Source organism: Heyndrickxia sp. MSNUG, assembly GCF_049532715.1.
In the GTDB taxonomy this organism is placed as follows: domain Bacteria; phylum Bacillota; class Bacilli; order Bacillales; family Cytobacillaceae; genus Mesobacillus.
In genome coordinates this window covers 1,525,646-1,549,540 of record NZ_CP150978.1, presented here as the reverse complement: position 1 = coordinate 1,549,540, position 23,895 = coordinate 1,525,646, and the positions used below count along the sequence as shown (strand labels likewise).

The 23,895-nt window shown below is 40.1% G+C and carries 18 protein-coding genes and 1 pseudogene; 4 read left to right on the top strand and 15 right to left on the bottom strand.

What is annotated here, in order from left to right:
- Positions 1-52 precede the first annotated feature (52 nt).
- From AABM38_RS07555 to AABM38_RS07540, 4 genes are all read right to left on the bottom strand, one after another.
- Positions 53-637 (bottom strand): metalloregulator ArsR/SmtB family transcription factor, encoded by a 585-nt coding sequence (locus tag AABM38_RS07555; RefSeq protein WP_423409838.1) that lies wholly within the window; start codon positions 635-637, stop codon positions 53-55.
- 109 nt (positions 638-746) lie between these two features.
- Positions 747-2,330, bottom strand: a complete 1,584-nt coding sequence (locus AABM38_RS07550; protein ID WP_423409837.1) for a PAS domain-containing sensor histidine kinase — start codon at positions 2,328-2,330, stop codon at positions 747-749.
- 374 nt (positions 2,331-2,704) lie between these two features.
- Complete coding sequence (locus tag AABM38_RS07545; RefSeq protein ID WP_423409836.1) at positions 2,705-4,999, bottom strand: thiamine pyrophosphate-dependent enzyme; 2,295 nt, start codon at positions 4,997-4,999, stop codon at positions 2,705-2,707.
- The gene (locus AABM38_RS07540) at positions 4,999-6,012 is read right to left on the bottom strand and encodes a 2-oxoacid:acceptor oxidoreductase family protein (protein ID WP_423409835.1); all 1,014 of its coding nucleotides are present in this window, start codon (positions 6,010-6,012) and stop codon (positions 4,999-5,001) included. Before AABM38_RS07540 ends, AABM38_RS07545 begins: the two co-directional genes overlap by 1 nt.
- A gap of 327 nt (positions 6,013-6,339) precedes the next feature.
- On the opposite strand from AABM38_RS07540, the gene AABM38_RS07535 reads away from it, so the two are divergent.
- A complete protein-coding gene (locus AABM38_RS07535; protein WP_423409834.1) occupies positions 6,340-7,383 on the top strand; it encodes an acyltransferase family protein in 1,044 nt (347 codons plus the stop codon).
- Between the two features lie 362 nt (positions 7,384-7,745).
- Positions 7,746-9,506 (top strand): B12-binding domain-containing radical SAM protein, encoded by a 1,761-nt coding sequence (locus AABM38_RS07530; protein ID WP_423409833.1) that lies wholly within the window; start codon positions 7,746-7,748, stop codon positions 9,504-9,506.
- Positions 9,507-9,541: 35 nt separating this feature from the next.
- Here the strand turns inward: AABM38_RS07530 and AABM38_RS07525 are convergent, their stop codons facing one another.
- Positions 9,542-9,679 carry a hypothetical protein gene (locus AABM38_RS07525; protein ID WP_423409832.1) on the bottom strand — a complete coding sequence of 46 codons (138 nt, stop codon included), beginning with the start codon at positions 9,677-9,679 and terminating at the stop codon, positions 9,542-9,544.
- On the bottom strand, positions 9,680-9,841 hold the full coding sequence (locus tag AABM38_RS07520; protein ID WP_335378926.1) for a hypothetical protein: 162 nt from the start codon (positions 9,839-9,841) through the stop codon (positions 9,680-9,682). It lies immediately after the preceding gene.
- A 136-nt stretch (positions 9,842-9,977) separates the two neighbouring features.
- On the opposite strand from AABM38_RS07520, the gene AABM38_RS07515 reads away from it, so the two are divergent.
- The gene (locus tag AABM38_RS07515; RefSeq protein ID WP_423409831.1) at positions 9,978-10,325 is read left to right on the top strand and encodes a DUF3905 domain-containing protein; all 348 of its coding nucleotides are present in this window, start codon (positions 9,978-9,980) and stop codon (positions 10,323-10,325) included.
- A gap of 63 nt (positions 10,326-10,388) precedes the next feature.
- On the opposite strand, the gene AABM38_RS07510 is transcribed toward AABM38_RS07515, so the two are convergent.
- Positions 10,389-11,744, bottom strand: coding sequence for a TrkH family potassium uptake protein (locus AABM38_RS07510; protein WP_423409830.1), 1,356 nt, complete (start codon positions 11,742-11,744; stop codon positions 10,389-10,391).
- A 235-nt stretch (positions 11,745-11,979) separates the two neighbouring features.
- Between AABM38_RS07510 and AABM38_RS07505 the strand changes: the two genes are divergently transcribed.
- On the top strand, positions 11,980-12,180 hold the full coding sequence (locus AABM38_RS07505; protein WP_335378923.1) for an alpha/beta-type small acid-soluble spore protein: 201 nt from the start codon (positions 11,980-11,982) through the stop codon (positions 12,178-12,180).
- A gap of 566 nt (positions 12,181-12,746) precedes the next feature.
- Here AABM38_RS07505 and AABM38_RS07500 read toward each other — a convergent pair.
- The 8 genes and pseudogenes from AABM38_RS07500 to AABM38_RS07465 all read right to left on the bottom strand — a co-directional run.
- A pseudogene (locus AABM38_RS07500) lies at positions 12,747-13,349 on the bottom strand (anti-sigma factor domain-containing protein); the annotation flags it as partial.
- Entirely contained in the window at positions 13,346-14,092 is a 747-nt protein-coding gene (sigI, locus tag AABM38_RS07495; protein WP_423409829.1) for an RNA polymerase sigma factor SigI, read from the bottom strand. The gene sigI and the pseudogene AABM38_RS07500, both read right to left, overlap by 4 nt.
- A gap of 119 nt (positions 14,093-14,211) precedes the next feature.
- Positions 14,212-15,444: a DUF5667 domain-containing protein gene (locus AABM38_RS07490; RefSeq protein WP_423409828.1), complete on the bottom strand. Its 1,233-nt coding sequence runs from the start codon at positions 15,442-15,444 to the stop codon at positions 14,212-14,214.
- A gap of 184 nt (positions 15,445-15,628) precedes the next feature.
- Entirely contained in the window at positions 15,629-16,399 is a 771-nt protein-coding gene (locus AABM38_RS07485; protein ID WP_423409827.1) for a TerC family protein, read from the bottom strand.
- A 306-nt stretch (positions 16,400-16,705) separates the two neighbouring features.
- A complete protein-coding gene (locus AABM38_RS07480; RefSeq protein ID WP_423410688.1) occupies positions 16,706-17,140 on the bottom strand; it encodes a hypothetical protein in 435 nt (144 codons plus the stop codon).
- 327 nt (positions 17,141-17,467) lie between these two features.
- Complete coding sequence (locus AABM38_RS07475) at positions 17,468-19,012, bottom strand: aldehyde dehydrogenase family protein (protein WP_423409826.1); 1,545 nt, start codon at positions 19,010-19,012, stop codon at positions 17,468-17,470.
- Positions 19,013-19,026: 14 nt separating this feature from the next.
- A complete protein-coding gene (locus AABM38_RS07470; protein WP_423409825.1) occupies positions 19,027-20,124 on the bottom strand; it encodes an SDR family oxidoreductase in 1,098 nt (365 codons plus the stop codon).
- A gap of 185 nt (positions 20,125-20,309) precedes the next feature.
- Positions 20,310-23,585 (bottom strand): efflux RND transporter permease subunit, encoded by a 3,276-nt coding sequence (locus tag AABM38_RS07465; protein ID WP_423409824.1) that lies wholly within the window; start codon positions 23,583-23,585, stop codon positions 20,310-20,312.
- Positions 23,586-23,895 lie beyond the last annotated feature (310 nt).

The window sequence follows — 23,895 nt, the reverse complement described above, 5'->3', positions numbered from 1 at the left end:
CTCAGAAAAACCGCTCTCACATTGACTGGAGCGGTTTTTCAGCTTATAAAAGTTATTCCGGCTTTGCCCACATTTCTTCTGGATTCAGTTCATAAATCCCATTTTCTCTGTACATATAATGGTTGATGATGAATTCTCTCCTAATCGTTGCATAGTCATCATGAAACTTCTTGATGTATTCATTCAACTCCTTCTCAGGGTACTTTTTCCCCGGCATTAAACCACGGACAATGTATTCGAACACCATCAATTTTTTCTTTCTCTGTGCAGGAATATTCTTCAGTTTTCCGTCTTTCGTAAGGAAATTCTCAATTACTTTTTTACTCTCCAAATTACGCTCAATCATTGCTTCCACCTCTCCTTCCTTTTTCTCAATCAGCTTGCTCAGAGTCTTTGCCTGCTGCATAATGACAGATCCGTTTAAATGAAAATAAATTGTGTTTTTGTCCCTGCGCTCATATATGACGTTGATATCACGAAGCTTCTTAATGTGATGAGTAATCGTGGGTGGTGTAAGGCCCAGTTTTCCGGCAATCGCCTGCCCATGTAATGGACCATTCGCCAGCAAAGCGACAATCCTTATCCTAGTCGGATCTCCCATCGCTTTATGGAAAGCGACAATTTTGTCAAGCTGCATAATTTCACTCCAATCGAATTAAATGAATATCTAATTAGGTATGTATCTAATAATAATACATTTATTAAAAAATGAAAAGCCTAAAAAAAGAACCAGTCTGATTGAATGTTCAATCAGACTGCTCTTTTTGGCAGGGAAGGTAAATATGAAAGGTAGTTCCATGTCCTACCTCACTTTCAACCTCAATTGATCCACCATGCTCCTCTATAATTTTAAAGCTTACCATCAATCCTAGGCCAGTGCCTCTTTCCTTCGTGGTGTAAAAAGGCTCTCCAAGTTTTTTTACTTTTTCTGCTGGGATTCCTTCCCCTTCATCCCTGATGCTAATATGTATCCGTCCTCCAGGAGCCGGACTGATTGTGATAGTTACATAGCCGCCCTTTGGCATTACTTCGATTGCGTTTTTGATGATATTAATAAAGACCTTTTTTAATTGATTGGGTTCACAGAGCAGCTCTGGCACTTCATGATCGTAGATGGTTTTAAATTGGACATCATGCAGAACGGCTTGGGCATTAAGAAGATCCACCGTTTCCCCCATGATTTTTTTAATATCTGTATGGATATACTTAATTGCCTGTGGCTTGGCTAGAATCAGGAATTCATTGATGATAGAATCAATCCGTTGAAGTTCAGTAGTGATAACCTGGAAATATAAAGAGTACGCATCGCCAGTACTGCTTTCAAGCAGCTGGATAAAGCCCTTCAGCGCAGTCATTGGGTTTCGGATTTCATGCGCAATGCCTGCGGCAAGCTCACCAAGGATGTTTAGAGTATCAGATTTGCGCAGCTGTGCCTCCATTTCTACTTTTTCAGTAATATTTCTAAAAATAATCAGGTTCAACTCGTCGACAAGATGGTGTTTTACCGTATATTCGAAATGCTTCATCCTGCCTTCTTCAAAATGGATTGTCATTCTGCCATCCAATCTACCTTTACAAAGAAGCGACTCTTTTCTCTCTCCAATTTCTTCATCGGGGATCCCAAGTCTAGTAAATAACTTCCTGAAATTTCTTTCCCCAGGATCTTCTGGTGCTAGTTCAAGATATTCCATACCAGATGGATTAATTTCATAGAAATTACAATTTTCATCCCAAAGAATCATTCCCTCAATAGACCCCTCAAATATCTTCCTGAACCTTTCTTCACTTTTTCGCAGTTCCTGTTCCATCCGATATCGATCACTAATGTCACGGACAATTGTCATGTTGTATCCATCGCCAGCATTCAGCTTGACAGTGAATTCAAGCAGCTTTTTCTCCCCGCTAGGCAGTAAAAAGAATGCCTCTTCGCGCAGTGCACCTTTTTCATTCAAAATTTGTTTCATTTCGCTATATTTCTCATCTTTCTCGTAGATGAAATCAGAGATTTTGTACTTCAGCAGCTCTTCGATTGTTAAGCCAAAAATTTTGCATGTAGCTTCATTTGCAGCAAATATTTTCCCACACTTGCCCCAAAACACGATGCCATCCAGAGTTTCGAAAAACAGGTTTTTAAACAGCCCTTCATTTTCAGTAAACCTTTTTTCAAAAGGTTCTTTAGTATCTAGGGCGGATTCCGGAGCGAAAGAGCAGTCCGCCGTCACTTGCTGTTTATTAAAAGCGATCTCTCTTAACGAAGAATTTTCACGTTCTAAAACGGCTATTTTCTCTTTCAGTGCCCTTATTTCATCAAGGTTGTTAGCACTACTCACCCGAAAGCCTCCTTGTCGAATTCCCATTTTTCTAGTAGTTTCTACATCAATAGTAAAAATCCCTTTAAAATCGGGGATTTTTTCGTTTAATTTACTTGTTGCTTTTTAACTTAATAACTATATTTGGTTTTAGGGATAGGATCAATGATTTATCCGTGAGAAGTGGCTGTAAGGCGATTGAAAAAATGTTGTAATTTAAAATACTTCTGTTTTTTTATAATTTAATATTTGATTACAATAATACATTCTATATGACTCTATCTTCCTTTTTTGGACCAAGCGCCTTGTATACTTTGAATCTAAACAAACGGCATAAAAAAATACATAAACACAAAAAAGAGAAGCAAGGAATTTATCCCTGCTTCTCCAAGATTCTATAGGTACTCGTTTTCGTGCTTTGCTTTCAGGCGCTGCCATCTTTTTTCGACTTCTTGCTCAAATTCAGCAAGCATATCACTGTTTTCCTCTTTGAGCAGATGCTTTGTTTTCCCCATATATTTCAGCCACTCTGCTAAAGGAATCTTTTTATTCTTGGCTTCTGGGTCATAGGTAATATTCGTGATTCCCTCTTCAACCTCATATAGCGGGAAGAAGTTGGAATTGACTGCAGCTTCCACGATTGTCTGTCCATAACGGTCTTCTGATTTCCAGTTTAACGGACAGGTGATCAGCAGCTTGCCATAGACCGTTCCTACATTTTGCGCATACCATTGTGCCTTGGCAGCCTTTTTGACAAGGTCCTGAGGAAATGCCTCTGTTCCTGTAAAGACATAAGGAATGTTCGTTGATGCCATGATTTGAGCTGTATCCTTATGATGGAACGCCTTCCCCTGTTGAGCTTTTCCGACATTCGATGTACTTGTCATATGGCCAAACGGCGTTGAGTAGCTCAGCTGTGAACCTGTATTCATATAGCCTTCGTTATCATACTCCAGCATGATAAGCTTGTGTCCGCGCAAAGCAGTACCGATTGCTGAACCCATGCCAATGTCCATGCCGCCGTCACCTGTAACCATGACGAAGGTGGCATCTGCAGAAATTTCAATTTCTCCCCTGCGCTTTAATTCGAGGAATGCTTCAAGTGTTCCTGATAATGTCGCAGCACCATTTTGGAATAGGTTGTGGATGGTCGTCTGCTTATGAGAAGTGTGCGGATAAGCAGTTGTCACTACATAGGCACAGCCAGTCTGGAACAGGACTACTAGATCGCCTTCAATTCCTTTAAAGAACAGTTCAAGTCCGCCGAAGATACCGCAGCCCGGACATGCACCATGGCCTGAAGCAATCCGCTTCGGTTTTGAAGTAAGTGAGCGTAATGGCGGTATCTTCACATTGAGCTTATTTTTTTCATCATCCCTGGTTACCTCGATAAGACCTGATTTAAACACATCACCATGCTGAGGTTCAATGACTTGCTTCATCGTTTTATCATGATCTCCAGGAATATGACCATAGTAATCAAACGGCTTCGGGGCATATCCCTTTTCCATTGCATCAATTGCCATTGCAAAGAAAGCTTCTGCATCATCTGCGTAAAAATCCTTGCCTCCAAGACCGAACACTCTGCTTTGAACGATCGTTGCATTACTTTTGTCTTCCTGGATGGCAGATTTAATTTCATGTGTCAGGTTAGGGCCATGTCCGCCGTACGAATCCGCCCGCTCACCCACAAGCAAGGACTTAACATTCTTGAGCGCTTCTCTGATTTCTTGTGCCGGGAATGGTCGGATGATGTTAGGACTTATCACACCAGCCTTGATTCCCTGCTCACGAAGATTGTCGACTACATCCTTTGCAGATTCAGCAGCTGAATTTAATAAGAATAACGCAACTTCAGCATCCTCCATTTTGTATAGATCGAGGATTTCATAATTTCTTCCTGATAATTTTGCGTATTCGGCCGCAACCTCTTTATATATATCTTTTGCTTTATAAATAGCTTCTGATTGCTGGAAATGGTTATTGATTAAATCATCGCCATTCATATGTGCACCGATTGTCACTGGTTTTTTTGGATCTCTTGCAAAATTGTATTCCGTAGGGCACTCCCCGACGAATTTTTGGACTACTGCCCGCTCTTTAAAATAATTTACTTTACGCTTTTGATGGGATGTAAAAAATCCATCATAGGCGACCATGACCGGAAGACGAATATCAGAATGCTCGGCGATTTTCAGCGCCATAATATTCATATCGTAAACGGCCTGCGGGGTCCTGGCCGTCAAAATAACCCAGCCTGTATTCAAAGCAAAATATAAGTCAGAGTGGTCACCGCGAATATCAAGCGGACCGCTGATTGACCTTGTTACCAGGTTCATCACCATCGGATACCGAGTACCAGATTGGACTGGCAGCTGTTCAAGCATATACATTAAGCCATTTGCACTTGTCGCATTAAACACACGGGCACCCGTAGCCGCAGCTCCGTAACAAATACCTGCGGAACCATGTTCACCGTCTGCAGGGATAAGTTTGATATCATGCTCACCACGCGATTTCATTTGGTCCAGAAATTGAGCGATTTCTGTAGAAGGGGTGATTGGAAAATAGCCCATGATATGATAATTGATTTGCGCTGCAGCCATCGCAGCCATTTCATTCCCTGACTCAAACGTAGTAATCTGTTCAGCTGCAGCCATTGTTTTCAAGTTTTCTTCTAAAATGGACATTAATAAACCCCTCCAGTCACATAAGGATAATTATGCTTTACTCTATTTTCATCCGCATATCCAATCATTTCTCTTAAATCAGATAAAGCCGTAGTTGGACATGCTTCAACACACTTCAGGCAGCCCTTGCAATACTGATAATCGATGCCTTTAAGGAACATTTGCTTTCTTCCGCGTTTGTCCTCTCCTTCTTCCCAAACGAAGCAGTAATCCGGACATGCAGTATCACAGGCAGCACAATTGATGCATTCCTCCTGTATGAATTTTGGAAGAAATCCTTGTCTAGAACCGCTTAAATCCTTAAGGATGCTGTTCGCCTGAGCAGTGAGTACTCCCCCGATTTCCTGTGTTTCATAACCGAGCATTGGCAATGGACGTTTAAACTCCTTGCCTTGTGCTCCTTCATCCATTGCATACGTCTTGAATTGCACTTCATTGTAGCCTCTTTCAAATGTCCTGATATTTGGTTCGACGAAATGAGGATACTTCTTCTCAAACGTTTTGCGGATAACATCTTTCATCGCTTCCGGATCCAGGAAATCAACAATTCGATACAAAGCTCCGAGCATCGCAGTATTTACTTTCGTTTTTTCTTCCACTGCAATTGTGAGTGCATCTACAATTGCTAATGTTCCATATTCAAGGTGAAGATCTTTTTTTATGTTATCAAAATCCCTGGTTGAATTAACAAGCATGATGCCATCCGGGCGCAAGCCGCTAACTACATCAACCATTTTATAAAGTGCTTCATGGAAGACACCAACAACATGTGGTTCTTCTATTGGACTATGAACCCTGATTTCAGTTTCTGGCTCACAAAAACGAACAAAACTTTTAACTGGCGATCCTTTTTTCTCCGAACCATAAGAAGAAAAGTTGGAACCGTTTAATCCAAGTCCAAGTACTCCGGCTTCTGCAAGCATCTTCCCGGCAAGGTTTGCGCCGAGACCTCCAATTGATTCAAGTCTTATCTCATAAAATCCTAATTCATTCTTCTTCGGTAAAATAGACATAATCTCCCTCCCCATTTTGGTTGTTCAAGGTAAATATCAACATTCCCCATCTATAATTTTAAAGACTAAATCAATTTAAAGCTGTGACATAAATCAAACATTTTGATTTTTTTATTAGAACACACCCAAAAACCACATCTTTTTACCGTATTTTATTACGGTTTCTTATATATAACAGAAATACTTTTGTAGTAGTACAGAGGTCTTAATTTCCGATAAAAGGAATAACCCCCTTAAATTTCAGCTATTTACATAGTTTTTATATGGGGTTAAAAGGGTAAAAGGGTTATAGTGAATTTTGGGGGTCTCTCATATAAGGGAGGATTTATGAAGCAGCGAGATTACTACTTTGATAATGCTAAATTCATCTTGATTTTTTTCGTAGTATTTGGCCATCTTCTGCGCTCTTTTATTGAAGACAATGAAATGATTTACAATATATATAAAGTCATTTACACATTTCATATGCCTGCATTCATCCTGGTGTCAGGATTTTTCGCAAGGGGCTTCAATAAAAAGGGGTATGTTTTAAAGATTGCCAGAAAATTGATACTTCCATATATCATTTTTCAATTAATTTATTCGGTTTTCTATTATTTTCTCTATAACAAATCGACTTTTACAGTAGATCCATTGAATCCGCATTGGTCTCTCTGGTTCCTGATTAGTTTATTCTGCTGGAACATTATGCTCATAGGCTTCTCAAGGCTAAGTCCGGCAAAGGGACTTTTGCTAGCGTTTGGATTAGGACTGGGTGTAGGGTATTTCGATTGGATTTCCAACTATTTAAGTCTTTCAAGGACATTTGTTTTCTTCCCACTTTTCCTGCTTGGATACCACCTGACGAAGGGTCATATCCGCGTGCTGACTACACCACCCTTTAAAGTCGGCGCTTTGTTAGCTTTTGCAATTGTTTTTCTTGGATTCTACTTCAACCCGGAAATCGATTATAAATGGCTGCTCGGATCAAAACCTTATTCAGATATGGAAGCCGCATCGATTTCAAGCATGTTCACACGATTAGCTTTTTATTTATTAAGTTTGATGATGGTGTTCAGCTTTTTGACAATCGTTCCAAAAAAGGAATATTTCTTTACGGATCTTGGAAAAAATACGCTGTATGTTTATCTTCTTCACGGGTTCTTTGTCCGCACATTCCGTGAGAGCCATGTACAGGACTTTTTCCATAGCCCAGAACGTTTCCTGCTGCTGGCGATGATAGCATTGCTTCTCACACTATTGTTATCCAGCAAGTACGCAGCCGCAATCGCACAGCCATTAATCGAATTTAAAACGTCTAGGATTAATCGCTTAAAAGCCAGATTTGCTGCGATGGTTAGATTTTACCGTAAAAAGATGTTAAGCAATTAGGATTATAGGTAATTTAATATAGGATTCACGAAAGAGCCATCAATTACAGATGGCTCTTTTTCATACTGATGGAATGTTTTAAGCTAATGATGATATTTAACCACTGTTTAAAGGAGGAAATGGCACCGACTTCTCCGAAAGTGCTAACCCTTTTCCATGGAGCGTAAGAAAATTAGAGAAAACTGTACAGGATCCTACGGGCGCACCAGTCGCCCCGCGGAAAGCAAGGGCAGGAAAGGAAATCAACATTATAAATTGAGATAAACAATGACTGGAGAGGATTTCAACTGTCTTTTTTGTCTAAACTGAGATATAATTTAAAGTTGATTTGCTGCTGGATTTTTCTAAAGGAGATTTTATAAATGAATATCGTTTTAACAACGCTTAACGCGAAATATATACACACCAATCTTGCAATCAGGTACTTAAAAGCATATGCATCACCTGATTACGATATTAAACTGACCGAATATACAATTAAGGATCCTATTATTAATATTGTCACGGATTTAATCCAAAAGAAGCCTGATGTAATCGGCTTCAGCTGTTATATTTGGAATATCGAAGAAAGCATTAAAGTAATCAAAATGATAAAGAAAATTGATCCTTCAATTAAAATTGTCGTTGGCGGCCCTGAAGTTACCTATGATGTGATGGATTGGATGCAGGAAGTCGAGGAGTTTGATTTCATTGTCATCGGTGAAGGTGAACAAACATTCAAGCAGCTGCTGACTGAAATTGAGGGTGACCAGGACTTTTCAAAAGTACCTGGGATTGCTTTCAGAAATAATGGCAGTATCCAGATAAATCCTCAGCAAAATAAGCTGGATTTAAAGGAACTCCCATCACCTTATCGCTTTGAAGAGGATGTCCCCCATCTCTCCAAGAGGGTCACATATATTGAAACAAGCCGCGGCTGCCCTTTCAGCTGCCAGTTCTGCCTGTCATCGATTGAAGTGGGAGTCCGCTATTTTGACAGAGAGAAAATTAAGGATGATATTCGCTATTTAATGGCGAACGGAGCCAAAACGATTAAATTCGTGGACAGAACCTTCAATATCAGCAGAAGTTATGCGATGGAAATGTTCAGGTTCCTAATAGATGAGCATTTGCCAGGAACCGTATTCCAATTTGAAATCACAGCAGATATTATGAGACCTGAAGTCATCGAATTCTTGAATCAGGAAGCCCCTGCTGGCTTATTCCGTTTTGAAATAGGAGTACAATCGACAAATGACTACACAAATGAATTAGTCATGCGTAAGCAGAATTTTGAAAAGCTCAAGCGAACAGTTACCATGGTCAAGGAAGGCGGAAAGATTGATCAGCATCTTGATTTGATTGCCGGATTGCCTGAAGAAGACTATAACTCCTTCAAGAAGACTTTTAATGATGTATTCGCGATGAGGCCAGAGGAGCTTCAGCTTGGTTTCCTGAAAATGCTGCGCGGAACTGGACTGAGGCTGCGGGCTGCTCAGCATGCCTATATTTATATGGATCATTCTCCATATGAGATCTTAGGAAATAATATACTGGATTTTAACGACATTATAAAAATAAAACAAGTTGAAGATGTACTGGAAAAATACTGGAATGATCATAGGATGGATATGACAGTTGAATATCTTGTCACAAACGTGTTCCCTACTCCGTTTGATTTCTTCCAGGAGTTTGGCTCTCACTGGGAACAAAATGGGTGGTCAAGGATTGGCCACCAGCTTGAAGACCTATACAAGAGGCTATATCATTTCCTTTTGGAAAAGGGCACTGATGATATAGAGACGATTCAAAGCTTAATGAAGTATGACTATCTTGCCAGCATGAAATACAAGCCTAGAAAACCATGGTGGGAATTGCAGTCAGATAAGAAGCAGAAATCCGAAATATACCGAGGAATCATCCAGCATCCTGAAACACTTGGAATTCGTTATGCAGAACTTAATATTAATGAAAAAGACCTTTATAAGCATACGTTGATTGAAAAAATTTCAATCGACCTTGAAAGCTATCTGAAAACAGGAGAAATTGTAAAGTCGCCTTCATATATGCTTGTTTATTTTGATGCTAAAACAGAGAAACCGGATTTTTTCCCATTCTCTGAAGAAAATGTAAAGCCGGCTTAATCGCCGGCTTTTTATATTATCAGGAGAATCGCTATTTATCTTTTTTTAGATTTTTGATTACCTTTTCTTCCGGCAATCGGCAGTTCATAAAACTTATTGGCATTTATATCTCCAAATTCCATGCCGAACTCTACATTATAAGGCTTTTGGTGCCTTTCTTCATGCTTTTTCATTTAAGCTCTTCCCTTCCTGCCTTGCTTTGAATTCCTGTTAGCAAATTTTCCGGCATCTTCACCCGATGAAAATTCAGCGCTGAATTCTGATTCCTGGATATTTTTCTTAGGTGTGTTCGTATATTTTTCTAAAGCATTTCTTTCTGCTTTCCGTTTAGCCATGTGATCCACCTCCATAGTACTATTTTTTTCATTTGCTTAAGAGCTATGTACGAATTTGATTGCCTAATTTTACAAAGGGTGACTCTTAATAAAATCCTCCCTATATCCAAAAAATAGACTAAAAAGGAGGGCTACTATGGTAAAAGATCATCCAAACCTCAAACCCTTGAATATTGATGAAACATTGCCTCACCAGGTGAATGCTCCAAGCTTCAAGAATACAGGGATTCAAATGCAGGCCCCTTTCATAAATGAACATGGCGTCATCATCGGGGACAGTCTGTATGCCTCTCAAAATTCTCCTCTGGAAAACTGGAGTGAGGAAACTGACCCTGCTGTTATGGCAGGTGACGAATGGGTTCATCCTACCAACGATATAGGCTGGAATTCAGCTGAAAACAGGGAACTGCTAGAAGAGAAGCGGAAGCCTCAGGCTTTCCCTTTTATGCATCCAACAATCGATGTAAGTAAGGGACAGGACTAAAGGGGTTATAGTTTATCATCTCACCATATAAAAAGATCCGGGGATTTCCCCGGATCTAATCGTTTATCCAATAATAATTCGTTCTTTTGGATAATGTATACTTTCTTTATCCGTCTTTTTAGCAATCAACAACAAAAATGAAATGACTCCTACCCGGCCGATGAACATCAAGACAATGATAATCGCCTTACCGACCGTAGTTAACTCCGGAGTAATCCCCATAGACAGTCCTGTCGTCCCAAATGCTGAAGATACTTCAAAGATAATTGCCATCATTGGCTGATTCTCAGTTGCCATTAATATAATTACCGATAAAAAACAAATAATGATTGCCATAATGGTGACAACAAGCGACTTAATGATATCTTCCTGATGCAGTTCTCTATTGAAGATTTTCACTGATCTCTTACCTCGAGCGAAATGGTAGAGAAACAATAGGTTAAGGGCAAAGGTTGTGGTACGTATTCCTCCTCCAACCGAGCTGGGGGAAGCACCAATGAACATCAGAACACTCAAGATCAGCAATGTAGGATCAGAGAAATCACTGACATTCATTGTTGCCAACCCGCCATTCCTTGTGGACGATGACTGGAACAAGGAATAAAATAAAGCAGCATGCCATGATTTGTCAGCAAAAAAATGATTATTTTCCAAAATAAAAATAGCCGCTGTCCCGAATACTAAAAGACCCAAAAACGTAATGGTTGTGATTTTAGTAAAAAGAGAAAATGGATAAGGTTTCTTCTTATTCTTTCTAAATAAAAATCCTTTCACTTCTATAAGAACAGGAAAGCCAATCGCCCCAAGTGTCAACAAAACTATATTTATGCTTTGCACAAAATAATCATGGGCAAAAGGGATCAGGGATGCACCAGTTATATCAAAACCGGCATTTGTAGTAGCACTTATTGATGCAAACAAGCCCTGCAAAAACGCTTCTTCCCATGTAGGAAAGAATTTCATAAAATACAAGCCCAATATTAAAGCGCCTATCAACTCTATTAAGACTATAATGACAAGAATTTCCTTAAGCAGTTTGACTAGTCCAGACATTGTTGTCTGGTTTTGATCCGTCATAATTAGCCTTCTTTCTCTAAGGCCAATTTTCTTCCTAAGGATCAACCAGAAAAATGTACCTAGGGCCATTACCCCTATGCCGCCAAATTGGAGGACAAACATCAGTATGAAAATACCAGGAGTGGTGAATGTATCACGGACACTTATCGTCGATAATCCTGTCACACTCACTGCACTTGCTGCAGTAAACATCGCATCCATAAATGACCATTTGGCCCCAGACTGTATAGCAATTGGAAGACTTAGCAAGCTCATTGCAATGACAACTGCTAACAGATAATATGTGACGATGATTTGAGCAGGTGTTAGTTTATCCAGTTTCTTTCTAAATTTAATCCACATAATTGATTCCTTTCAACCCTAATTCATATACATACCTATGATAAAGAATATCAACTGAATAATAAAGTGTTTTCCTGCAGTTCCCTTTTATAATATCGTGTGCTACTAAAAAATTCCGATTCACGCGAAATAATATCCAATATAAAAAAACTTTACCATTCATGAACCGGGCACAATTGATAACACTATATTTACAGAGAGTTCTCTCTGTATACCTAAATAGGAGTTGACAACCATGGCAAGAAGTTCAAATAAATTGCTGGTTCCAGGAGTAGAACAATTCATGGACCAGGTAAAATATGAAATCGCTCAGGAATTCGGCGTGAACCTTGGTTCTGATACTGTATCAAGAGCTAACGGATCAGTAGGCGGGGAAATTACTAAGCGTTTGGTACAGCAGGCACAAGCACAGCTTTCAGGTAAAAACCAACAATAACAATTGAATATAAAAATGGAAAAAAGTCCGGAAGTTAATTCCGGACTTTTAAAGTTTTTATTTTTTATTGTTATGACCATTATGTTGACCTTTATGACGGCCTTGTTGGCCGTGAGATTTCTCATTTTGCTCTTGTTTAATATTGTTGTTTTTTTTCTCGTTTCTGTTCTTCCATTGTCCATATGGCTGCCGTTGCCATACTTTTCGCCTTTGCCTCGATTATGATTATCGCCTTGGCTTTTGTTAGTATTTTCATTATTGCTTTTTCGATGATCCTTCTGATCCTGTCCTTTAATTCTATCAGTTGACTTTCCGTGGTTAGTCTTTGACGGCTCAGACGTCTTCTTTATTTGCCCAGGTGCCTCCTGTTTCTTCGGTTGCAATGTATCCTTTTGTTCTGGTTTCGGCTGCGGTTTCAATGGGGTAACAGGCTTTTTCTTAGCAGCTTCTGGTTTAGTCTTTTGCTGCTGTTTAGCAGGCATCGAAACTGGTTTAGCTTTTTCAATCTGCTTTTCTTTATAAACTCCTGTTGTCAGCCCTTGCTTTTTGGCATTCTTACGATCTTCATTTGTGCCCTGCATAACCTTAAGATCAAGATTTTCTTCTTGTGTGGCCTTTTTTATTTCAGAAATTTTCTCTTGCAATTTCCGGTCAACTGCCTTATTAACCTTACCGTTATGGACGGTGGCTATCACAATGTCATGCTTTTGATTGAAAAATCCTTTGTCTTCGATTTTATCAAGAATCATTTCAGCTACCTTGGCTGCATCTTTCTTTTTCCAGCCATCAAGTTCTTCAATGATTTCTTTGCCTTCGGGATTGTAACCTGTTAATCGCAGTACTTTTAGTTCATCGCTTACAGCTAATTCGATACTCGGATTTACATCAATGGACATATACGCGTATACCTGCCCACTTTGATAAACCGGAAGGAATGCGGTCATAACCATCATCAATGCTGCAGTAAGCGCAATTGTTCTTGCTTTAAAACTATTTAAGAATGAAAGATTGAATTTCTTTCTTTTATCTGTGGACATTTCTGGAAAAAAATGAATTTCTTCTCCTACCTGATAATCTTGTTGAAGCTTTCGGGCTTGTAAAAACTCACCTTCGGGGGTCAACAATGTTAGGTAAAGATCATTGATTTCAAGGATAACTCCTTTTCTCATGTCTCTAACACCCCTTTAATATAATCCTTTAAATAAATATAATCCCCAATTAAAATCAGTGCGATGGCAATGATGTATTTTCTGTTTCTCTCTATAGTCTTTCGGCTGACATCAACCATCTCTTCTAAATGCTTGATTGGCAAGCGCTTTTTATCCAGAAGCAAATTCTTTAATTCCTCGTTTTCAACCATCGCTTGAGCAACGAGCATGGCATTCTTACGCGCATCCGCATGCTTCGGCGATTGATTGAGCAGGTCCTGAAAAGAAAGATCAAATTCCTTCAGTATACTTTGGAATTGTATGATTTCCTCACGCCTCAGTTCTTGTTCTGTCTTTTTCCTGAAGTCATCAAGAGAAAGCTCATCTTCAATTGTTGAGCGCTGCTGCTCTTCCTCAGAAGGATCATTTGAAATATTAAAACTAAAGCTCTGGTTTCTGCTCTGCTGGCGGATATAATCAATCACTCTCCGCTTGATCATTACTTCGGCAAAGCTTAATAATGAATTACCTTTTTCAGATGAATATTTTTGGATTGCCTCATTAAAGGCGATGAGGCCAATGCTAAATTCATCGTCTGATTCATGTATGTATCTCTTGCAGACAGCTGAAACGGTCTTTGCAATAAAAGGCTTATAAGAATCAATCAATTCATCCCTTAAAGCTGCATCCCCCTGATGGATTTTTTCCACTGTCTCTTCCAGTGGTCTGCGCCGTTTCTTTGCCATGAACAATAAACTTAGCAATAGCCTCACCTCTTTTCTCACCACATTATATCATATCATGTCAATTCTCTATTGTGGTTAGGCAGTGAAAAGATAGCCTGACAATGGCTATCTTTTCGAGTCTATTGTTCAAACTTTATTTAGTGTTTTCCATTACCTTTGCTTTCGCCATTCTGATGACCTTTACCCTTGTCTTCATGACCTTTTTGCTGCTTATGTTCTTCCTTTTTATGAGAACGTTCTTGCTTTGCCTGATGTTTTTCTTCTTTCTTTGCAGCTTTGCGTTCTTGATGAACAGCCTTGCGTTCTTGATGAACAGCCTTGCGTTCTTGCTTCTGAGCAGCTTTTTCAGCTTTTTTCTGCTGTTTTTCCTGTTCCTTTACCGATTTTGCAGGGGCAATAACAGGAGCAACTACAATGTCATCATCTGCAGGCATAGTTTCATTTGCAGGTTCTTCTGTCTGCTCTTCAACTTGATCGGCTGGCTCAAGATCAGTTACAACTGGTTCAACTACTACTGGTTCAGTTGTTTCCTTTTCTTCTTCTTCAGGCTTTTCAGCATATTTTTCTTCTAATTTAGCAAGCTTCTTAGCCATTTTCGCGTAAGTTTTGTCGATATTCTTTTGAAGGGCAGCTTTTGCTTTGTCATTACCTACATGCTCCATTGCTGCTTTCAAAGCGATAATATTTTGCCTTAGGATGCTTTCAATTTCTTCATATGGATTTTCAGCTGTGACGTCTTCTGCTTCTTCCGTTTCTGCATCTGCATCATCGCTTGGATCTTCGGCAACTACATCGTCAGCAGGTGCTTCTTGTTTATTTTCATCTTCTACTTCTGCTTCCGAATCAGTTTCATTTTCAGACTCAGTCACATCATCTGAAACTGTTCCTTCTTCTGTTTTTACATCTTCTTCTTTTTCTGTTTCATCGTTTGATTTCTCTTCATCAACGATGACCTGTGAATTTTCCATGTAATCGACAGCTGTCTCGATTACCTCAAGTGCTTCGTCTTCTTTTCCCGCTGCAAACAGTTCGCTAGCTTCAGCTAAGCGTTCTGCTGCGTATGTAGCAAGCAATTCTGCTTCCTCGGCCTTATCAAAAGTGAAAGCAAGCCTGATTTTTTCCAATGCTATTTTTGCAAAGTAGAAGAAATCTCCAGGAATTAAAGATGGATTCGTTTCTGCAAGCTCATCAACTTGAGTTTTTGCATCTTCAATTTCCTCTGGGCTAACAGTTTGTAAATCAACTGTTTCGTACTCTGTTGTATTTTCTTCTGCCATAGCAATCGGTGAAAATGTAAATGTACCGGCAAGCACTAGAGCCAATGTACTTTTTGCAATTTTCTTCATCTCTTGGTTGGAAAGTTTCTTCATTCTCTGTTCACCTCATAATTTTTTGGAAGCGGCCGCTTTAATCACTAAATGGTTACGTTTGCACTGGGGGTGTTTATGGGGGTTTGTGAAAAAAAAATAAAAAAACTTCAGTCAATTTCTGACTGAAGTCTTTCTTTTTCGTTGTTAAATGTGGGTTTTACGACTGCTTTCGCATTAAAAATCTTCATGAATCATGCTGTATTTGGAGTTTTCGGGCAGAAAAAATATATCCCCCTATAGCAATCGAAATTAAAACAATCCAGAATATTAATTTCCAGATAAACGATTCAGGAAAATGGCGGTCAATTACCCCGATTTCTGGATGGGCAAGCGTGAAGACTGCTAGTTTTACTCCAACCCAGCCGACAATCAAAAAGGCAGCTGTTTCAAGCGTTGGTCGTTCTTTTAATAGCTTGACAAACCAGTTTGCGGCAAACCTCATAATAACAAGTCCAATTATGCCTCCCAGGAACATGACAATAAATTGTCCGCCATCAATGCCGCCGATCCTAAACCAGCCACTAGGTGTCAGCGTAACAGCAAGAGCAACAGCCGCAAGCATCGAATCGATCGCAAAGGCTATGTCTGCCAGCTCCACTTTTAGCACGGTCATCCAAAATGAGGACTTCGAAGGCTTAATCTGTTTTTTCTTCTCGTTTTTGCCTGTATTTGTATAATTCCTGATTAAATGACTGCTGGAAATGAATAGGAGATAAAGCGCGCCAAGTGCCTGCACCTGCCATACATCAGCCAGCAAGGAAATCATGAACAATGTCGCAAATCGAAAAATAAATGCTCCAAACAAGCCATAAAACAAAGCTTTTTTTTGCTGATCGTTTGGGAGGTGTTTTACCATAACCGCCATGACAACGGCATTATCTGCAGCGAGAATTCCTTCCAGCCCAACAAGAACAATCAATACCCAACCATATTCAAGCAGCATCGCTAAATCCATTTTTGTCACCCTCCGGTTCTTATTATTTACAATACTCCCCGCTGATAAAGGCTACAAGTTTTGGATTTCAAATCACAAAAAGACCTCTGCCAGGCGGCAAAGGTCTTGCTAAGCATATGTATATGCCAACAAAGCCGATGGAATAAATCCATGAAATGACGACTTTGCTTTAGGTTTCCCTAACAGCTACTCCCCTTTGGAAGATGCTATTCATTTGGAATGAGTCCATTTCTACACTTAATTAGTGATTCGTTTAGTACGTCTTTTTATTATTATATGCAGCTATTTAAAAACATGATACAAAGATCAATCTGCATAGAATTTCATTAATACTTTTCTGATTAAAAATCCAGAAATCACACCTGGAATTACAAAGAGCATTGGCAGAAATACCGGCCCTGGAAATACTCCCATTATCTTTACCTTTGGAGAAATCATCAGTCCTACTGTTACAAAGTAGGCTGAGAAAACGAAAGGCAAAAAAGTCAGCTTCTCTTCATCAGGCATTACACTGCGGTAAGCATCCCACATTGCAAACGTATATAAACAAGGGTAAAACATCAGCCATTGAACATCCATTACCTGTAAAGCCCTTTCCGTTTCACCCAAAAAGCTTAGCATAATTCCCTTATTGAAATTACTATATACATTCACCAGGAACTCAAGCACGACAAATAATATTCCCTTGATTAAGTTGCCGGTAAGGAGTTGTGCGAAACCTGGGAGTGCTATGCTCCACATCACCGCTTCTAGTTTGGTTAGTTTCTTTTTATTGGCCACTCTAGATTCATCCTTTAATCGTTTTATTTAGCTCTTTTCGCACCTTTGTGTTTTATATATATTCCTCCACGATTGAACTCAAGGTATGAAAGACGATCGAAAAATCATGTGCTAAGCCGTAAACAGCGATTTGCGAATATAGCCTGCTTCATAAAACTCAGCACACCCTCCTGATGGTTTTAGAGTGTCCAATTAAGACCATCAACTATCATTTTTCCAAAAAATTGTTAAATATATTTAGCCAATACATAAAAATGCCATTCCTTTATCAAAGGAACGGCATTATAGTTATTTTATTTTAAGTAAAGCTAAATAGTCTTTGGCAAATGACAGCCAATTTCTTTTTTCTCCGAAATAGTTTTTGAATAACTTTAGAAAAAGAGGATATTTCCCTTTGTATGGGTACCATTGTATTTCGGAATTCATTAAGCCGAGGTCTTCCATAATCGCTTTTTCATGACAAAATATTCGCAGTCCCCCCTCAGCGTGATATCGTCCAATCCCGCTATCCTTTGTTCCTCCGAATGGTAGACCATGGTTCGCAACAGTTATGATGACATCATTGATGACGACAGCTCCGGAAACCAGCCTGGATGCCACTCTTCTTGCCTTTTCTTTATCTTTGGTCCAGACACTTGCATTTAAACCAAAAACCGTTCCATTGGCTAGAGTGACAGCTTCATCCTCAGTGTCGAAGTGTACTACGGGCAGTAAAGGTCCAAACGTTTCTTCCTGGATAATTTTCATATCTTGCTCAACATGTGTTACGACAGTCAAGGGAAGGAACATTCCTTCCTGCCAATTTACAGGCTCGAGGCCTGTTTCAAGCTTTGCTCCTCTTGCCAAGGCTTCTTCCAGCTGTGCCTTCACAATATCCTTCTGAGCCGGGAAAGTCATGGAACCTACATCTGCATTTTCATCACTTCCCTGGGTCAAATTCCTGACCTCTGATTTTAGCAACTCAAGAAATTCATCAGAGATAGAACGTTCCACGTACAGGCGCTCTGCACTCATGCAAACCTGACCACTGTTTGTAAAAGCTCCCCATGCAGCAGCCTTTGCGGCTCTTTCTAAATTAGCATCCTTGAAAACAATCATCGGATCTTTTCCGCCTAGCTCCAGTGTGGTCGGGATTAAATCCCTTGCTGCCTGCTGCTGAATGATTTTGCCAGTACGGACAGAACCGGTGAAAAATATATAATCAGGTTTTCCCTCGGTAAAAGCTGCACCTACTTCTTTGCCGCCATGCGCAACCTGGACAGTTCCTTCAGGAAACCCTGAACGATTAAATAGATCTTCAATGCATTTCCCTACGAGCGGAGTGACCTCTGACGGCTTTAAAATCACTGAATTGCCGCCGGCCAAAGCGCTTACCATTGGTACCATTGCCAGTTGGAGCGGATAATTCCATGGTGAGATGACCAGCACTACCCCTCTAGACATGTACTCAATGTACGATTTTTTGCCAATTAACAAGAATGGCGTTTTTGCTTTTTGGCGGCTAAGCACCTTTTCAGCATGCCTGATAATATGGTCGATCGCATCAAGTGTAGGCATGATATCCGCAACGATTGCCTCTGTCAGCACCTTCCCGGTATCATCGGATATGATTCTGGCAATCTGGTCCATCTCATCAACCATCAATTGTTTCAGCTTTCTAAAATATCTTAAGCGATCAGGAATCGAAATGCAGCTCCACGCTGCAAAAGCATTTCTTCCTCGCTGATAAAAGAGCGGGACCTCATGAATCCGAGTCTCCTCAATCTCAGCGATTAGCTGTCCTGTCGCAGGTGCAATGACGGTTAATTTTGGGACTTGTTCAACTGAATGCACGTTCATTCACCTGCCTATATAATTTTTATCTGGTAATGAGGTTCATGCTTATTTTGCTTGTAAAATGAGGCCATTGCCGAGATGCCATCCTTAAAATCGGGGCATTCAATCCCCGAGTCCTTTAAGTCTTCCTGGGCTTGCGTTGAGTCAAAATAACCTCTCCATGTAAAATAATCGAGCGCTTCTTTTTCTACTCCAAGATATTTTCTAAAAACGCGCAAATTCAGACCAGCTTTTGCCAATCCTATTGGAATCGAACCTTTTGGGGTTTTTTGCATCAATTCAGCCATCATCATTTCATATAATTCCGAGACTTTATATGGCTTTGGATCAGTAAGATGATAGGTCTTGCCTGCACCTTTTTCTGAGAAGGTTAAATAGGCTGTTGCTTCAATAATATAATCGACCGGAACAAGATTTACAACGGTATCGCCTTTTCCAAGCCGTGGCAGGAAAGGCATGAAGCTTAAGCGGTCGATAAAATTCATGATAAAATAAGGACCATCAAACTTTATTGTTTCCCCGGTCCTTGAATGTCCTTTTACAATTCCTGGACGAATGATGGTGACAGGGACTTCTGCTTTTAAGGCATCAACTAATATTTCAGCTTCATATTTTGTTTCTTCATAAAAATTCTTAAATTCAGCCGGCTTAACTAATTCATTTTCGTATAAAACCCCTTCTCTTTTGCCAGCTACATATGCTGTGCTGAAATACGTGTAGCGCTCTATATTTCGCAAGTTCCTTACCCATTCATTAACATTTCTTGTGCCTTCAACATTCACTAGAAACGCGAGATCCTTCGGCACTGCCAGATCGTATATTGCAGCAAGATGGAAAACATGGGTAACCGATTCATGTAAATAGGCACTTTTTTGCGTTTCTATCTCCAAACCATGCTTCGTAATGTCTCCCGTAATAATTTCAAAACGGTCCTCAGCTAATGCGAAATCATTTATTATGGACTTCTTTTCGTTCTCCGCCTTCTCTGTCATGGATGGAAGGACAAGTACATATACTTTTCCTTTTCCGTTGTTTTTCCGAAGCACCTCTCTTATCAGTTGATTGCTGATGAATCCTGGGAAGCCTGTAAAAAAATATCCGTTCTCCATATATATCCTCCTTAATGTAATTAGCTTTATTTTATCTGTAAGCGTTTGTATTTGGCAAAATTTTTTGCTGATTATTCTGAATTTTAATTTTTCAATTGGATAGTTGAGGGAAAGTGTTCCCAAAAAATAATAGGTGCCTGATAACCATGCTAAGCAGCATAGTCACCAAACACCTATTGACTAAATTATCTACGTCTTCTTAAATCCCTGTTAGTTTTTGACTCTCCATCCTCTTTTACCAGTTGAAGTAGTTCTTCAAGCATTCCGGCCATTTCTTCTTTTGAATATTTCCCTTGCTGGATAAGGGTAGTCTTTTCTTCGTTATTTCTTTCGAATTCTGTGTCAGTGTGCTCCTTCAGCAAGTATGCAGGCACCAAATGTCCATCAGGAGTCGCATACATTTTGTTCATCCTTCTTGTATCTTTATCAAAAAAGCTATACATGACCGGGATAACAAACAGTGTCAGGAATGTACTGCTGATCAAGCCGCCAATCACGGTAATTCCCATTGGCTGATTGATTTCTGCACCCTCTCCAATACCAAGCGCAAGAGGGACCAGTCCTAATATCGTCGTTAAGGCAGTCATCAGGATTGGCCTTGCCCTGTCTTTAACAGAGAGAACAATAGCTTCATGTGGATTCAACCCTCGTTCTTTCTTCTGGTTGATATAATCGACAATTACGATTGCGTTATTTACGACGATACCTGCCAAAACAATAATACCTATAATCACTGTCAAACTGATCGGAGTTTGTGTCGAAGTCAATGCTATTGCAACTCCTATGACCATTAAAGGTACAGTGAACATGATAACAAACGGATATTTCAAGGATTCAAATTGAGCCGCCATCACGAGATAAACTAAGATGATTGCAAGGACGAACGCTAGCACTAAATCATCAATCGATGATTCTAGAAGCTCCCTGTCCCCGCTGAATACAACTTCTGTTTCATCAGGCAAATCAAGCTCATCAATTTTCTTGTCTACTTCTTTCGAGATAGCTCCAAGGTTAGTTGATGATTTATATTTCATCGTAAATTCAACGGCATCCTGCTGATTAATCCTTTGAATTTTAACAGGTTCGCTGCCAGTTTTGATATTGGTCACCTGTCCTAAAGCAACATAGGTCCCATCCGGCTTCTTGATCAGCAATTGTTTTAGCTTATCAAGATTTTGCGTAACAGCACGATCATACTCAACAAATACCCCGAGGATTTCCCCGTCATTACCTGCCATTTGTGTTGCCATGCTCCCTCTGGTCACATCATTCACGATCATGGCAATCTGCGCTGGAGCTAGCCCCTGGGCAAGTGCCTTTTCCCTGTCGACTGTTACCTTAATTTCATCCACTTTTTCATTTTGACTCGTTGATAGTTCATTGACATCTTCTAGTTCTCTGAGTGAATCGTATATTTTTGTCACCGATTCATTCAGTCGTTTCTCACTCGTATCCCGGACACTGAATGTGAGCGTATTCGGCGCTGAACCAGATGTGGATTGTAAATTAAAACTGAGCTCGGCGGTGCTGTTAGCTTTTTTTGCAGCTTGTTCCAGTTCTTGCTTTTTATCATCGACAAACTTGAATGTGCTGATTTTTCGCTGTTCAAGGTCAGCCATCTTCACATATAACTCTCCGACATTTGTATTCGTCGTCCCTCTAAAGGAAGCTTCTTGTGTAGTACCGACCAAGCTGACATAAACATCTACGTTTTCTTCACCCTTTAACTCATCCTCAAGTGAAGCGAGTACTTTTTCCGTTTCCGGCAAAGCAGCACCATTTTCTAATTTCACCCTTATACTGAAAAATCCTTCGTCCGTTGCAGGAATGAATTGTGTCCCGACAGTAGTCAGTCCATACCCTCCTCCAGCAAGCATCAGCAGGGTAATCAAAATGACAAGGAATCTGTGGCGGAGAGCCCATCTTACGGACTTTTCCAAACTCTTCATCGAACTTGAACGCTGCCTTCTTGCCTCGAGGTTCTTTTTAGGAGCCTTTAAAAGCCGGCTTGCAAGCATTGGCACAACAGTCAAGGCCACAATCAAAGATGCCAGCAGACTGAATGAAATCGTCAGTGCAAATTCAGTGAAAAGCTCACCGATAATTCCTGATATGAAAACAACAGGTAAAAATACAGCTACCGTCGTAAGGGTAGATGCCGTAATGGCTCCTCCAACTTCCTGCGCTCCATCACGGGCAGCAGTTTTTGGATCCTTGCCCATCGAAAGGTGACGATAAATATTTTCAATCACGACAATCGCATTATCAACCAGCATGCCAATTCCTAGGGCAAGTCCGCCAAGTGTCATGATATTCAAGGTGAAATCCGCAAAGAACATTAATACGAATGTGAAAATAACAGAATAAGGAATCGCAATCCCGATGATTAACGGACTCTTCACATTCCTCAGGAAAAAGAACAGCACCGCCATCGCCAGCAGCCCACCGATAATAAGGGAGTTAGAGATATTCCCAATGGCCATTTTGATATAGTCACCTTGATCAAAAAGGACCTCAGATTTAATTCCTTCATATTTGTCTCGCTCAAGTAACTTGTCCAGCTCATCGAGGAATGCCTTTGAAACCTCCGCTGTATTGGCGTCAGATTGCTGGAGTACACTTAACAGGACTGATGGTGACTGGTTCGTTCGCGTAATTGTACGGTCATCCTGTTTTTGTAATTCAACTTTGCCAACATCCTGGAGCTTAACCTTTTGCTTTGTCACTGGATTTGAAAATACAGTCAGGTTCTTAAGTGTGTCTACAGAATCAAGCGTACTTATGACCCTGGTCGTCAGCTCTTTTCCATTCGTTAAAATGGTATCGCCCGGCATCGAGACATCATTCGCCCTGATCAAGTCAACAATATCGGACTGGCTTAATTTATATTTCTTTAATTTTTGCTGGTCTAATTCCACCCTTACTTCCTGGACAGAGGTCCCGGAAAGATTGACACTTGCAACTCCTTCCACTTTGGTCAACTCAAGTTCGAGCTCTTCAGCCAAATCCCTTAATGATTGTTCATCCTGATCAGAACTTAAGGACAATTGGATAATAGGAAACTGCGAAGGATCGAACTTAAGGAATCGCGGCTTATCTGCCTCATCTGGAAGCTGTGCCATATCCAGTCTCTGAATGACCTCGTCCTGGATATCATCAATATTGGTTGTCCAGGAAAATTGCATCAGGATCAGGTTGGCACCTTCCTGGGAGGTGGAAGTCATCGTCTTAATTCCTGGCAAAGTAGCCAGGCTGGCTTCCAAAGGCTTCGTTACCTTTTCAACTATTTCTTCAGGACTGGCTCCCTGATAATTTGTGACAACCACACCTACTGGCGGATTGATATCCGGAATCAGCTTTAGTGGAATCCTCATCATTGAAACAATACCGAGTATCAGGACCAAAAACATGGTCACAATCGTAAAAACAGGTCTTCTGATCGAAAAATTGCTGATTTTCATATATTAACTCCTTTCGGCTGTAAAAACATGCTGACTGACCGGACGTATCAAATTAATTCAACCCTAAATATAGTGAAGCCTTTGTGAGATTGCAAATGTCATCTATGTAGTATGTAGAGACCCCTTTTTCAAAATAGAGCATTTGAAAGAAACCGTACACTTCATTTTAAATCAATTGATGCCTTAATGAAACTTTGAGACATTCATTTTACATATCGCAGAATTAGTCATTCTCCGTGAAAATACTCTTACATTCGTTTCCCTTCCGCATAAGTTCACATTTTCTTCCAACGCTTGCTGGAAAACAGGA